At 63.0% G+C, this 13,369-nt stretch carries 13 protein-coding genes; 12 read left to right on the top strand and 1 reads right to left on the bottom strand.

Translation table 11 applies throughout. The features are described from left to right. Window positions 1–5: 5 nt before the first annotated feature. The 12 genes from WBQ96_RS23225 to WBQ96_RS23170 all read left to right on the top strand — a co-directional run bounded on the left by WBQ96_RS23225 (window position 6) and on the right by WBQ96_RS23170 (window position 12,902). A complete protein-coding gene (locus tag WBQ96_RS23225; RefSeq protein ID WP_165120592.1) occupies window positions 6–1,415 on the top strand; it encodes an APC family permease in 1,410 nt (469 codons plus the stop codon). A gap of 72 nt (window positions 1,416–1,487) precedes the next feature. Next, a complete protein-coding gene (locus WBQ96_RS23220) occupies window positions 1,488–2,165 on the top strand; it encodes a hypothetical protein (protein WP_336553724.1) in 678 nt (225 codons plus the stop codon). After that, on the top strand, window positions 2,162–2,470 hold the full coding sequence (locus WBQ96_RS23215) for a hypothetical protein (RefSeq protein ID WP_336553722.1): 309 nt from the start codon (window positions 2,162–2,164) through the stop codon (window positions 2,468–2,470). The genes WBQ96_RS23220 and WBQ96_RS23215 overlap by 4 nt, the downstream gene beginning before the upstream one ends. 156 nt (window positions 2,471–2,626) lie before the next feature. After that, entirely contained in the window at window positions 2,627–3,523 is an 897-nt protein-coding gene (locus tag WBQ96_RS23210) for a class II glutamine amidotransferase (protein ID WP_336553720.1), read from the top strand. Between the two features lie 46 nt (window positions 3,524–3,569). Next, the gene (locus WBQ96_RS23205) at window positions 3,570–4,256 is read left to right on the top strand and encodes a GXGXG domain-containing protein (protein WP_165120589.1); all 687 of its coding nucleotides are present in this window, start codon (window positions 3,570–3,572) and stop codon (window positions 4,254–4,256) included. 12 nt (window positions 4,257–4,268) lie between these two features. Next, entirely contained in the window at window positions 4,269–5,597 is a 1,329-nt protein-coding gene (locus WBQ96_RS23200; protein WP_336553716.1) for an FMN-binding glutamate synthase family protein, read from the top strand. Window positions 5,598–5,673: 76 nt separating this feature from the next. Next, window positions 5,674–6,981: a type III glutamate--ammonia ligase gene (gene glnT, locus WBQ96_RS23195; RefSeq protein WP_336553951.1), complete on the top strand. Its 1,308-nt coding sequence runs from the start codon at window positions 5,674–5,676 to the stop codon at window positions 6,979–6,981. 36 nt (window positions 6,982–7,017) lie between these two features. Continuing rightward, window positions 7,018–8,271 (top strand): sarcosine oxidase subunit beta family protein, encoded by a 1,254-nt coding sequence (locus WBQ96_RS23190; RefSeq protein WP_336553714.1) that lies wholly within the window; start codon window positions 7,018–7,020, stop codon window positions 8,269–8,271. 13 nt (window positions 8,272–8,284) lie between these two features. Further along, a complete protein-coding gene (locus WBQ96_RS23185) occupies window positions 8,285–8,590 on the top strand; it encodes a sarcosine oxidase subunit delta (protein WP_336553712.1) in 306 nt (101 codons plus the stop codon). Beyond that, window positions 8,590–11,571 (top strand): sarcosine oxidase subunit alpha, encoded by a 2,982-nt coding sequence (locus tag WBQ96_RS23180; protein WP_336553710.1) that lies wholly within the window; start codon window positions 8,590–8,592, stop codon window positions 11,569–11,571. Before WBQ96_RS23185 ends, WBQ96_RS23180 begins: the two co-directional genes overlap by 1 nt. Beyond that, window positions 11,564–12,202 carry a sarcosine oxidase subunit gamma gene (locus WBQ96_RS23175; RefSeq protein WP_336553708.1) on the top strand — a complete coding sequence of 213 codons (639 nt, stop codon included), beginning with the start codon at window positions 11,564–11,566 and terminating at the stop codon, window positions 12,200–12,202. The genes WBQ96_RS23180 and WBQ96_RS23175 overlap by 8 nt, the downstream gene beginning before the upstream one ends. Window positions 12,203–12,326: 124 nt before the next feature. Next, entirely contained in the window at window positions 12,327–12,902 is a 576-nt protein-coding gene (locus WBQ96_RS23170) for a DUF2380 domain-containing protein (RefSeq protein WP_336553706.1), read from the top strand. A gap of 356 nt (window positions 12,903–13,258) precedes the next feature. On the opposite strand, the gene WBQ96_RS23165 is transcribed toward WBQ96_RS23170, so the two are convergent. After that, a partial coding sequence (locus WBQ96_RS23165; RefSeq protein ID WP_336553949.1) for a formate--tetrahydrofolate ligase occupies window positions 13,259–13,369 on the bottom strand: 111 nt, incomplete at its 5' end.

The raw sequence follows: 13,369 nt of genomic DNA, 5'->3' as shown, positions 1-13,369 counted from the left end.
GTTCGATGACTGACGCTGCAATCACTACCTCACCGTCGACGGTGGCGCCCGGCCAGCGGGTTTCGCTGCTGCGCGTGCTCGGCCCGGCCCATGTCTGGGCATTGGGCGTCGGCATCGTGCTGGTCGGCGAATATACCGGCTGGAACTTCGCCGTCGACAAGGGCGGCTCGCTGGCCGCGCTGATCGTCTGCTGGTTCATCGGGCTGCTCTACACTTCGGTCGCGATGATCGATTCCGAAGTGACCTCCACGGTCGCCGCCGCCGGCGGCCAGTATGCGCAGGCCAAGCATATCGTCGGCCCGTTGATGGCTTTCAATGTCGCGCTCTATCTCGTCTTTGCCTATACGATGCTCGAGGTTTCCGACGCTATCCTCGTTGGCGACCTGATCGTGACGGTGGCCGGAACCGAAGGGCTGGAACGGCACGCTTTCGTCGTGCTGACCATCGTCGTGCTTGCCTGGCTCAACTATCGCGGCGTGCTGATGACGCTCAACGTCAACTTCGTCATCACCGCGATCGCCTATGTCGCCATCATCATCCTGTTCTTCTCGGTCCAGCCGTGGAGCCAAGGCACGGTGCTGAAGCTCGGGGATCTGATCACGCCGGAAAACGCGCTGCCCTATGGCTGGATCGGCGTTCTTGCGGCCTTCCATTTCGGCATCTGGTTCTATCTCGGCATCGAGGGCACGACGCAGGCCGCAGAGGAAGTGCGCTCGCCGGCGCGTTCGCTGCCTTACGGCACCATGGCCGGCATGATCACTCTGCTGATCGGAGCGGCAATGACCTGGTATGTCTGCGCTTCGCTGCTGCCGTGGGAGTATCTCGGCTTCACCTTCTTCCCACTGTTCGACGCGGCGAGGGCAACGGGCTCGGGCTTCCTCGAGACGCTGCTGTTCTGGGGCACGGTGCTGGCGGCTGTCGCTTCGGCTAATGGCTGCATCAACGATGCGGCACGCGCCTGGTTCTCGCTCGGCCGCGACCGCTACCTGCCGACATGGTTCTCGGCGGTGCATCCGAAATACCGTACGCCCTACCGGTCGATCCTGTTCCTGCTGCCGATCGCGCTGGCCTTCGCCTTCATCGCAGACTTGAACCAGGCGATCACCTTCTCGATCCTGTCGGGCCTGCTCGGCTACACCTTCATGTCGATCAACATCATGATGTTCCGCAGGAAGTGGCCGCTGGGCTCGATCCGCAGAGGCTATACGCATCCGTTCCACCCAATGCCGGCGATCGCGCTTCTGTCGATCTGCGTCATCACCTATTTCGCGGTGTTCCTCGGATACGGTTCACAGCTCATCGCCATGACGCTGTTCTATATCGTCGTGTCGATCTGGTTCCATTTCTACCGCTACAAATACGTCCGGCGCGGCGACCAGTTCACCATGCCGTGGCCGAAGCCGATCGGCTACTGACGACCTGAAACCGGCGGCCCGCGCAACAGTTGCGGGCCGCCGAAACATCGCAAGGCAAGCGGAGCGATCATCGTGAAAACCGCACTCGGCATCCTGCTTTTCGCGCTTGTGGCGTGGCAGCTCTTCCGTATGTTCCAGCGCAGCCGTGAGACTGTGGCTGAGCGGCAAGGGCTTCTGTTCAGCACGGTGAAAGAGTTGCTTGAGAACCCGGTCGTGCGTGAACTTCAGGCACCGGACCATCCCGTCTTGGAAGGGCAGTTCCGTGGCCTGCCGGTGCAGCTTCGCCCGGTGGTGGACACGCTTGCGGTGCGCAAGCTGCCGAGCCTGTGGCTTCAGGTGACGATCCCGATCGCCACTAGCGTTGGCGGCACGTTCGATTTCATGATGCGGCCTGCCGGGCCGACCAGCTTTTCGAACTTCGACCACCTGCCGCATATCGTGGCGTCGCCTGCCGGATGGCCGGAGGACGGCCTGCTGCGCAGCGACGATCCGCACGATATGCCGCGGCCGGCTGCGGTTGCGCCGGCGCTGCCGCTGTTTGCCAATCCGCGCATGAAGGAATTCCTGGTTTCGCCCAAGGGCGTGCGCATCGTGATCCAGATCGCGGAGGCGAACCGCGCGCAATATGGCGTCTTTCGGCAGGCGGAGTTCGGCGACATCGTCATCAATCCTGACCTTATCGAGGTGGTGCTCAACCGGATGGTGGCAGTAGTCTACAATCTGCGCCAACCGATGGAGGTGGCAGCATGACGATGGTTGCCGAGGCGAAAGAGCCATTCAAGCCGCTGGCGATCCTGGCTGCTTCCATACTGGTGCCGGGCGCGGGACATCTGCTGCTCGGCTATGCGCAGCGCGCGCTGATGTTCCTGTTCTTCATGGCGGTATTCGGCTGGGTCGGCATCCGGCTGCTGCCGGACGGCTCGTTTTTCGCGCGCCATTCCGGAGCCATTCTGATCTATGGTTTCTGCGTGCTCGATGCCTACAAGATCGCACGGATCCAGCACGAGAAATGGCGCTTTGCGCGAAGGCAGGAAAACACGCCGCCAGCGGCGTGATGCCACGACATACCGAGGGCACGCCGGGGACGGCGCTGGACTGTTTAAAGTCGCGCCTTTCTTTTCTCACATGAAAAAAACATTCATATGGGTTGAACTCAATTTTCAAAACTGCTAGCCATTGAAGTCAGAAAACTCGCAAGGAGGTTCAGGCCGATGTGTGGCATTGTTGGACTGTTTCTTAAGGATAAATCGCTGGAGCCTCAGTTGGGCGCCATGCTGTCGGAAATGCTGGTTCTGTTGACCGATCGCGGGCCGGACAGCGCCGGCATCGCTATCTATGGCGCGTCGCAGAAAGATCACGGCAAGCTGACGATCCAGTCGCAGCAGCCGGCGCGCGATTTTGCCGGGCTGGAAGCCGAACTCGGCAAGAAGATCCGCGCTTCGGTGACGATGCTGGTGAAATCCACCCACGCCGTGCTCGACGTGCCGCGCGACAAGCTCGAAGCGGCACGTGATGCCATTGCCGAACTGCGCCCCGATGCGCGCGTGATGGGCATGGGCGATACGATCGAGATCTACAAGGAAGTCGGCCTGCCCGAGAAGGTGGCGGAACGCTTCGAAGTCTCGAAGATGAGCGGCACGCATGGCATCGGCCACACCCGCATGGCGACCGAATCCGCTGTCACCACCATGGGTGCGCATCCGTTCTCGACCGGGTCGGACCAGTGCCTCGTGCACAACGGTTCGCTCTCCAACCACAACAATGTGCGCCGCGAGCTGAAGCGCGAGGGCATGACGTTCGAGACCGAGAACGACACCGAAGTCGCTGCCGCCTACCTGTCGCACAAGATTTCCAACGGCCAGGATCTCGGCCAGGCGCTGGAATCCAGCCTCAGTGATCTCGACGGCTTCTTCACCTTCGTCGTCGGCACCAAGAACGGCTTCGGCGTGGTGCGCGATCCGATCGCCTGCAAGCCTGCGGTTCTGGCCGAAACCGACCAGTATGTCGCCTTCGGTTCCGAATACCGCGCGCTGGCCAAGCTGCCCGGCATCGACGGCGCGAAGGTCTGGGAGCCGGAACCCTCCACCGTTTATTTCTGGGAGCACTGAAACCGTGAAACACGATGTCGTCAATGTAGCGGAAAGGAGCTCCGGCATGCAGGTCTTCGACCTTGCAAAGTCAACGCTGCGTGAACTCAACCAGGCGCTTCACAACGTCCAGAACGGCTCCAACGAGACCGCCTGGGAAGTGCTCAATCCGAAGGGCAGCCACGCGGTCGCGGCGGGTGTCGATGCGCCGATCAGCGTCGATGTGCGCGGCAGCGTCGGCTACTATTGCGGCGGCATGAACAGCGAAGCCACTATCACGGTGCACGGCTCGGCCGGCCCCGGCGTCGGCGAGAACATGATGTCGGGCTCGATTGTCGTGAAGGGCGACGCCAGCCAGTATGCCGGCGCCACCGGCAAGGGCGGGCTGCTGGTGATCGAGGGCAACGCCTCGTCGCGCTGCGGCATCTCGATGAAGGGCATCGACATCGTCGTCCACGGCAATATCGGCCATATGTCCGCCTTCATGGCGCAGTCGGGCCATCTCGTGGTGCTGGGCGATGCCGGCGATGCGCTGGGCGATTCCATCTACGAGGCGAAGCTTTTCGTGCGCGGTAACGTCAAGAGCCTGGGTGCCGACTGCATCAAGAAAGAGATGCGGCCGGAGCATATCGCCAAGCTCAGGGATCTGCTCGACCGCGCGGGCGTCAAGGACGTCAAGCCGGAGGAGTTCACGCGTTACGGCTCAGCCCGCACGCTCTACAATTTCAACATCGACAATGCCGACGCGTATTGAGGCAAGATCAGAATGACCTATCAGAACCCGCCGACGAAGCCCCGATACTCTGCGACATTCGACGAATATACGCTGTCGGAAATCCGCCGCGCCGCCGCTACCGGCATCTATGACATTCGTGGCGCCGGCGCGAAGCGCAAGCTTCCGCATTTCGACGATCTGCTGTTCCTCGGAGCCTCGATCTCGCGCTATCCGCTCGAAGGCTACCGCGAAAAGTGCGACACCAGCGTTGTGCTCGGTGCGCGCCATGCCAAGAAGCCGATCGAGCTGAAAATTCCGATCACCATTGCCGGCATGAGCTTCGGTTCGCTGTCGGGTCCGGCCAAGGAAGCGCTTGGCCGTGGCGCCTCGCTCTCCGGCACTTCCACGACCACCGGCGACGGCGGCATGACCGAGGAAGAGCGCGGCCATTCGCAGACGCTGGTCTATCAGTATCTGCCGTCGCGCTACGGCATGAACCCGCGCGACCTGCGCCGCGCCGATGCGATCGAGATCGTGGTCGGGCAGGGCGCAAAGCCCGGTGGCGGCGGCATGCTGCTCGGCCAGAAGATTTCCGACCGCGTTGCCGAAATGCGCACGTTGCCCAAGGGCATCGACCAGCGCTCGGCCTGCCGTCATCCTGACTGGACCGGCCCGGACGACCTCGAAATCAAGATCCTCGAAATCCGCGAGATCACCGACTGGGAAAAGCCGATCTATGTGAAGGTTGGCGGCGCGCGTCCCTATTACGATACCGCGCTTGCGGTGAAATCGGGTGCCGATGTCGTCGTGCTCGACGGCATGCAGGGCGGCACTGCTGCCACGCAAGAAGTGTTCATCGAAAATGTCGGCCAGCCGACGCTCGCCTGCATCCGGCCCGCCGTCCAGGCACTGCAGGACCTCGGCATGCATCGCAAGGTCCAACTCATCGTTTCCGGTGGCATTCGCAACGGCGCCGACGTCGCCAAGGCGATGGCGCTGGGTGCCGATGCGGTGTCGATCGGTACTGCGGCGCTCGTGGCGCTCGGCGACAATGATCCGCGCTGGGAGGCCGAGTACCAGGCGCTCGGCACGACGGCCGGTGCTTACGACGACTGGCACGAAGGAAAGGATCCTGCAGGCATTACCACGCAGGATCCGGAGCTGATGAAACGTGTCGATCCGGTCGCTGCGGGAAGGCGATTGGCGAATTATCTGAAAGTGATGACGCTGGAGGCACAGACCATCGCGCGCGCCTGCGGCAAAAATCATCTCCACAATCTCGAGCCGGAGGATCTCTGCGCACTGACAATCGAAGCCGCCGCAATGGCTCAGGTGCCGCTGGCGGGAACCAGCTGGATACCGGGAAAGAACGGTTTCTGATCAAAAAATAAGATCAAAAATAATAAGAGAGGAACATGCCATGGGAACGGCATTCGAAAGCAAACGGGGAACTGCTGTGGCAAACGATCTCGCAGAATTCGCAAAGGCGAATAACGTCAAATATTTCATGATTTCCTATACGGACCTGTTTGGCGGCCAACGCGCCAAGCTGGTTCCGGCGCAGGCGATCTCGGACATGCAGAAGGAAGGCGCGGGCTTCGCCGGTTTCGCGACCTGGCTCGACCTGACACCGGCGCATCCCGACATGCTGGCCGTGCCCGACGCTTCCTCCGTCATCCAGCTGCCGTGGAAAAGGGACGTGGCCTGGCTTGCCTCCGACTGTGTCATGGAAGGCAAGAGCGTTGCGCAGGCGCCGCGCAACACGCTGAAGCGGCTGGTGGCGGAAGCCGCCGAAGAGGGCATGCGCGTCAAGACCGGCGTCGAGCCCGAATTCTTCCTGACCACGCCGGGTGGCGAGAAGATTTCCGACGAATACGATACGGCGACGAAGTCCTGCTACGACCAGCAGGCGGTGATGCGGCGCTATGATGTCATCGCCGAGATCTGCGATGCCATGCTGGAACTCGGCTGGCAGCCCTACCAGAACGACCATGAGGATGCGAACGGCCAATTCGAGATGAACTGGGCTTTCGACGATGTGCTGAACACCGCCGACAAGCACTCCTTCTTCAAGTTCATGACCAAGTCGATCGCCGAGAAGCACGGCCTGCGCGCCACCTTCATGCCCAAGCCGTTCCAGGGCCTGACCGGAAATGGCTGCCACGCCCATATCTCGGTGTGGGACCTCGACGGCAAGAGCAACGCCTTCGCCGACAAGAATGCCGAGCTGGGCCTCTCGGCCAAGGGCAGACACTTCCTCGGCGGCATCATGAAGCATGCTTCAGCACTTGCCGCGATCACCAATCCGACGGTCAATTCCTACAAGCGCATCAATGCGCCGCGCACCGTTTCGGGCGCGACCTGGGCCCCAAACACGGTGACCTGGACCGGCAACAACCGCACCCACATGGTGCGCGTGCCAGGCCCCGGCCGCTTCGAGCTTCGCCTGCCCGACGGTGCGGCCAACCCATATCTGATGCAGGCCGTCATCATCGCTGCCGGCCTCGACGGTATTCGTACCAAGGCGGATCCCGGGGAGCGCAGCGACATCGACATGTACAAGGACGGCCATACCGTCACCAACGGCCCGAAGCTGCCGCTGAACCTGCTCGATGCGCTCCGCGAATACGACAAGGACAGCGGGCTGAAAGCGGCGATGGGCGAGGAATTCTCCAGTGCATTCCTGAAGCTCAAGCATCAGGAATGGAATGCCTACGCCTCCCACTTCACGCAGTGGGAACGCGAAAACACGCTCGACGTGTAAGTCGGAAATAGCAGGCCTGCGCGGCGGAAAACCTTGATGAAATATTCGATCTTCTCTCTCGCGCGGGCAGCCCTTTCAGGACACAAGAACTGGCCCCGTACCTGGCGCGATGCCCAGCCGAAGAACCATTACGACGTGGTGATCATCGGCGGAGGCGGGCATGGTCTGGCGACCGCCTATTTCCTCGCCCACAAATACGGCATCCGCAATGTCGCGGTGCTGGAGAAGGGCTGGATCGGCTCGGGCAATGCCGGCCGCAACACCACCATCGTGCGCTCCAACTACATGCTGCCCGGCAACACAGGCTTCTATGAGCTTTCGATGAAGCTGTGGGAGCGGATGGAGCAGGATCTCAACTACAACACGATGATGAGCCAGCGCGGCATCGTCAATCTTTACCACTCCGATGCGCAGCGCGACGCCTATGCGCGGCGCGGCAATGTCATGCGCATCAACGGCATCGATGCCGAACTGCTCGACCAGGATCAGGTTCGCAAGATGATGCCGTTCCTGAATTTCGACAATGCGCGCTTTCCCATCCAGGGCGGGCTGCTGCAACGCCGCGCCGGCACGGCGCGCCATGACGCCGTGGTGTGGGGCTACGCCCATGCCGGCGACAGGCTCGGCGTCGACATCATCCAGAATTGCGAAGTTACCGGCTTTACCCGCGACCAGAACGGCAAGGTCACCGGCGTCGAAACCTCGCGCGGCGCGATCGGCGCCGGCAAGGTCGGCATGGCGGTGGCCGGCAACTCATCGCGCGTCGCGGCAATGGCCGGCATGCGCCTGCCGATCGAAAGCCATGTGTTGCAGGCCTTCGTCTCGGAGGCGATCAAGCCGCTCATCCCGGGCGTCATCACCTTCGGGGCCGGCCACTTCTATGTCAGCCAGTCCGACAAGGGCGGGCTGGTCTTCGGCGGCGACATCGATGGCTACAATTCCTATGCCCAGCGCGGCAACATGCCGGTGATGGAAGACGTCTGCGAAGGCGGCATGGCGCTGATGCCGATGATCGGCCGCGTGCGCCTGCTGCGCCAGTGGGGCGGCATCATGGACATGTCGATGGACGGCACGCCGATCATCGACAAGACACCCATCGACGGGCTCTATCTCAATGCCGGCTGGTGCTATGGCGGCTTCAAGGCGACGCCGGGCTCGGGCCTCGTCTTCGCGCATCTGATCGCCACCGACACGCCGCATGAAGAAGCAAAACGCTTCCGGCTCGACCGTTTCCAGCGCGGCGCGATGATCGACGAAAAGGGCGTTGGCGCCCAACCGAACTTGCACTGAAGGCGGATCAGGAATGCGCATTGCATGCCCATTTTGTGGCGAACGCGAGAATGGCGAGTTCACCTATCTCGGTGACGCCAAGCCGAAGCGCCCGGCTATCGCCGCCATCGACGGCGGCGCAGGTGCGCCCGGCGAGGCGGAAGCCTTCTACGACTATGTCTATCTGCGCGACAATTTTGCCGGCGAGATGAGCGAGTACTGGTATCATGGCGGCGGCTGTCGCTCCTGGCTGGTCATCGAGCGCAACACGCTGACGCATGAGATCAAGTCGGTGAGTGCCGCACCCGGCGCAGGTGCGGCCAAGGCGGGGGCGAAGTAATGGCTTCCGCGCAAACCAACCGTCTCGCCAAGGGCGGACTGATCGACCGCAACGCGCCGCTTTCCTTCACCTTCGACGGCAAGGCGATGACCGGCTATGCCGGTGACACGCTGGCCTCGGCTCTGGTCGCCAACGGCGTCGCGCTGGTCGGTCGCTCGTTCAAATATCACCGCCCGCGCGGCATCCTGACCGCCGGCCCGGAAGAGCCGAACGCGCTGGTGGAGTTGCGCAGCGGCGCGCGGCGTGAGGCCAACACCAAGGCGACCACTGCCGAGCTTTATGACGGGCTCGATGCGCTGAGCCAGAACCGCTGGCCCTCGCTCGGCCTCGACGTGATGGCGGTGAATTCGCTGCTGTCGCCGATCTTCGTCGCCGGCTTCTACTACAAGACCTTCATGTGGCCGGCGAAGTTCTGGGAAAAGCTCTATGAGCCTGCCATCCGCCGCGCCGCTGGTCTTGGCCGCACGAGCGGGATCGCTGACCCGGATCACTATGAGAAGGCCTGGGCGCATTGCGATGTGCTGGTCGTCGGCTCCGGCCCTGCCGGTTTGGCTGCCGCTCTTGCGGCGGGCCGCGCTGGCGCGCGCGTGATCCTTGCCGAGGAAGACCGCCTGGCCGGCGGCCGGCTGAACAGCGACGGCGGCGAGATCGACGGCATGCCGGCGGGCGTATGGCTTTCCGGTGCGCTGACCGAACTGGAAGCCTTGCCGAATGTCCGCATCATGACGCGAACCGCCGTGTTCGGCGTTTATGACGGCGGCACCTATGGGGCGCTGGAGCGCGTCAACGACCATGTGCCGGTTCCCCCGGCGCACCAGCCGCGCCAGCGTCTCTGGCGTATCATCGCCAAGCGCTGTGTGGTGGCTGCAGGCGCGATCGAACGGCCGATCGTTTTTTCCGGCAATGACCGGCCGGGCGTGATGATGGCTTCGGCTGTGCGCACCTATGTCGAGCGTTTTGCTGCGGCTCCGGGCAAGCGGCTAGCGCTGTTCACCAACAATGACGATGGCTGGAAGACGGTCGAGACCGCGCACCGCGCCGGCATCGAAATCGCCGCCGTTATCGATTCCCGCAAGGATGTACCGCAGCATCATCGCGCGCTGGCGCAAAGCGGCGGCTTTGCCGTGCACAATGGCGTCGTCGTCGATGTTAAGGGTGGCAAGACAGGCATCAGCGGCGTCGAGGTGGCGCTGGCCAATGGCGGCCATGCGCAGATCACCACCGATGTGCTTGCCATGTCGGGCGGCTGGAACCCATCCGTCGGCCTGTCCTCACATCATCGCGGACGGCCGAAATGGCGCGACGATATTTCGGCCTTCGTGCCGGAGGGCGCGCCGGCGGGAATGCTTTCCGCAGGTGCGGCCAATGGCGATTTTTCGCTGAGCGCCTGCCTGCGCACCGGTCACGAGGCGGGGTTCGCTGCTGCATCCGATTGCGGCTTTGGTGGAAAGAGTGGCAGCGCCCCCGTTGCGAACGACGAAGCCATTTCCATCTCACCGCTCTGGCATGTCGAGGGGCGGAAAAAGGGTTTTGTCGACTTCCAGCATGACGTGACCGCTTCTGACATCGCGCTGGCACAGCGCGAAGGCTTCGAATCCGTCGAGCACCTGAAGCGCTACACCACGCTCGGCATGGCGACCGACCAGGGCAAGAATTCGAACGTCACCGGCCTGGCGATCATGTCGGAGCTGACGCGGCGCTCGATCCCGCAGACCGGCACCACCATCTACCGCCCGCCGCATGTTCCGGTGGCGATCGGTGCCTTTGCCGGCCATCATCGCGACGAGAATTTCCATTCGGTCAGGCTGACGCCGTCGCATCACTGGGCTGCCGAGCGCGGTGCGGTATTCGTCGACACCGGTCTGTGGAAGCGCGCGCAGTGGTATCCGATTGCCGACGAGAACGACTGGCTGACCTCGGTCAACCGCGAAGTGCTTGCCGTCCGCAACGGCGTCGGCTTCTGCGATGTCTCCACGCTCGGCAAGATCGACGTGATGGGCAAGGATGCCGGCGCTTTCCTCGATCGGGTCTACATCAATGCCTTCGCTTCGCTGGCCATCGGCAAGGCGCGCTACGGGCTGATGCTGCGCGAGGACGGCATCGTCATGGATGACGGCACCACCTCGCGGCTGGCCGAAGACCACTATTTCCTCACCACCACCACGGCCAAGGCCGGGCCGGTGATGCAGTATCTCGAATTCTGCCGGCAGGTGCTGTGGCCGGAACTGGACGTGCAGCTCACCTCCTGCACCGACCAGTGGGCGCAGTTCTCCATCGCCGGGCCGAAGACCCGCGACCTGCTGCGCGAAATCGTCGACCCGGCGGAAGACCTGTCCAACGAAGGGTTTCCCTTCATGGGCGTGCGCGAGGTACGCCTGCGCGGCGGGCTGTTCGCGCGGCTGTTCCGCATCTCCTTCTCAGGCGAGATGGCCTTCGAAATCTCGGTTCCGGCCCGCTATGGCGACGCCATGGCGCGCAACCTGATGAAGGCCGGCGAGCCTTTCGGCGTCGTGCCTTACGGCACCGAGGCGCTTGGCGTGATGCGCATCGAAAAGGGCCATATCGCTGGTGCCGAACTCAATGGCGCGACGACGGCAGACGATCTCGGCCTCGGCAAGATGATGTCGAAGAAGAAGGATTTTGTCGGCCGCGTCATGGCCGGGCGCGAGGCGCTGACGGCGCCCGATCGTCAGGTCGTTGTCGGTCTGAAACCGGTCGACAAGGCAAGGCGGCTGCGCTCCGGCGCGCATATCATTCCGAAGGGCGCGGCAGTCGGCCCGGACACGGACCAGGGTTATGTGACCTCGGTCTGCCATTCGCCAATGCTCGGCCAGTGGATCGGCCTCGGCCTTGTCGAGCGCGGACGCGAGCGCATCGGCGAGATCGTGCGCGCGCATGACCCGCTGCGCGGCGAAGACTATGACGTCGAAATCTGCAATCCGGTCTTCTACGATCCCGAGGGAGGGCGTCAGCGTGGCTGATTTCGTCTGGACCACCCGTTCGCCGCTGCAGCAGGCGGTCATTGCCGGCAAACACGGCGCGGCGATTGTCAAGGCCGGCATCCGCCTGTCGGAAATACGCGATTTCGATCTGGTGCAGGTCTTTGTGCGGCGCGGGCAATGGGCCGCGACCGCCAAGGCGGCGGAAGCCTATTTCGGCGTTGCCGCACCGACCGGGCCAAAGGCGGTGACGGGCAAAAAGGGCGTGCTGGTCTGGTCCGGTGCTGACCAGTTCATGGCGCTGTCGCCGCGCCTTGGCACGATCCAGCCGATCGATGGCTTGCGCGGTGTCTTCGAGGGTTTCGCTTCGCTTTCCGACCAGTCCGACGGGCGCTGCCTGATCCGCCTGTCCGGCCCGCGCGTGCGCGACATGCTCGCGAAGGTGAACTCGCTCGACCTGCATGATGGCGTGTTTCCGATTGGGGCGGCCGCGACCACCTCCATCGATCACACGGCGGTCAATCTCTGGCGCGAGGCGGATGCGGCAGACGGCTCGCCGGTGTTCAACGTGCTGGTGTTTTCGAGCTTCGCCGACAGCCTGTGGCATACGCTGGTCGACTCGGCCGCCGAATATGGCATCGAGGTCGAAACCATATCCATTGCCGCGGGTTGATCGCAGTGCCTCGTTCTAATTGACAAGACTGCGTCGGTTGAGTTGGCCGCGGGCTGCTCCTAAGCTTTGCCGATCATGATGATTGGTCGCGCGGGCGGATCGCCCGGCGAGCCGGGAGGTCGGCATGAACAGCCACGTCAAATCGAATGCGAGATGCGAAGCTTCGAAGGATGGCCGAAGGCTGGTCGTCCTCGCTTTAGCAGCGAGCGTGCCTCTGCTTTGCGCGCTGGTTCTTTTCTTCGCGCTTCTCTCGAATGCTCGTGCCAGCGAAGAGCGCCTTTCGATGGCGCTTGGCGATTTCTATCTCGTCGATTCTTCCGGTGAGGTGCGCAATCAGGATGCCGAACACGACGCGCGGCTGAAGCGGTTCGACGAGATCATGCACGACGAATTGTCGAAGAGCGGAAAGTTCTCGCTGGCTGAGATGCAGTGCCCGGAAGCGGGCTGTACGAGCAAGGAGTTGCAGCTCGACCACATGCTGGACCGCGCGAAGGGGGCCGGCGCGCGCTTCGTCACCGTCGGCGCGGTCGAGAAGATGAGCACGCTGGTGCTTTGGACGCGCTTCGAGGTCTATGACGTGCCGAGCCGGCAGATCGTGTTCAACCGCCTGCTGACCTTTCGCGGCGACAATGACGAGGCTTGGCAGCGAGCGGCTCGCTATGCGGCAAGGGAGCTGATCAAGAACGCTCCGGTGAAGTGAGACGGCATTATTGCCTTCCCCTTGTTTGGGAGGGTCGCCGCGTGGGGTGATTGGAGCGATCCCGAATACACCGACCCGCCTTGCGTCCTGTAGTTCCCCCTCTCCGTCGCGCTTCGCGCGCCACCTCTCCCCATTTCATGGGGCGAGGAAAACCCAAGTCCTGAAACGCCTCGGCCTCGGAAAGTACCGGTTCCTCGCCCCATGAAATGGGGAGAGGTGGCTCGGCGAAGCCGAGACGGAGAGGGGAGCACCGTTGCCACAAACGCAAACGGCGCCGTTGCGGGCGCCGTCTTTGTTTGCCGGTAACGTGCTGCGACCTTGCCCTCCCTTGCAGGGCAGGCGGCTCAGTTCTCGCTCTAGAACAACCCCTCGATCTGCCCCTTGTCATTAAGGAAGATCCTCTCCGACGACGGTGTCCTGGGCAGGCCTGGCATGGTCATGACCTCGCCGCAGATGGCGACGACGAA

It is taken from the genome of Mesorhizobium sp. CCNWLY176 (assembly GCF_037153935.1).
Lineage (GTDB): Bacteria > Pseudomonadota > Alphaproteobacteria > Rhizobiales > Rhizobiaceae > Mesorhizobium_M > Mesorhizobium_M zhangyense.
Note: the sequence above shows the minus strand (reverse complement) of the source record. Positions and strands in the feature narration are given on the sequence as shown.

Excerpts from the sequence above, each read along its gene's own strand:
- WBQ96_RS23225 (WP_165120592.1), top strand. The coding sequence starts at position 6 with ATGACTGACGCTGCAATCACTACCTCACCGTCGACGGTGGCGCCCGGC.
- WBQ96_RS23215 (WP_336553722.1), top strand. The coding sequence starts at position 2,162 with ATGACGATGGTTGCCGAGGCGAAAGAGCCATTCAAGCCGCTGGCGATC.
- WBQ96_RS23210 (WP_336553720.1), top strand. The coding sequence starts at position 2,627 with ATGTGTGGCATTGTTGGACTGTTTCTTAAGGATAAATCGCTGGAGCCT.
- WBQ96_RS23205 (WP_165120589.1), top strand. The coding sequence starts at position 3,570 with ATGCAGGTCTTCGACCTTGCAAAGTCAACGCTGCGTGAACTCAACCAG.
- WBQ96_RS23200 (WP_336553716.1), top strand. The coding sequence starts at position 4,269 with ATGACCTATCAGAACCCGCCGACGAAGCCCCGATACTCTGCGACATTC.
- WBQ96_RS23190 (WP_336553714.1), top strand. The coding sequence starts at position 7,018 with ATGAAATATTCGATCTTCTCTCTCGCGCGGGCAGCCCTTTCAGGACAC.
- WBQ96_RS23185 (WP_336553712.1), top strand. The coding sequence starts at position 8,285 with ATGCGCATTGCATGCCCATTTTGTGGCGAACGCGAGAATGGCGAGTTC.
- WBQ96_RS23180 (WP_336553710.1), top strand. The coding sequence starts at position 8,590 with ATGGCTTCCGCGCAAACCAACCGTCTCGCCAAGGGCGGACTGATCGAC.
- WBQ96_RS23170 (WP_336553706.1), top strand. The coding sequence starts at position 12,327 with ATGAACAGCCACGTCAAATCGAATGCGAGATGCGAAGCTTCGAAGGAT.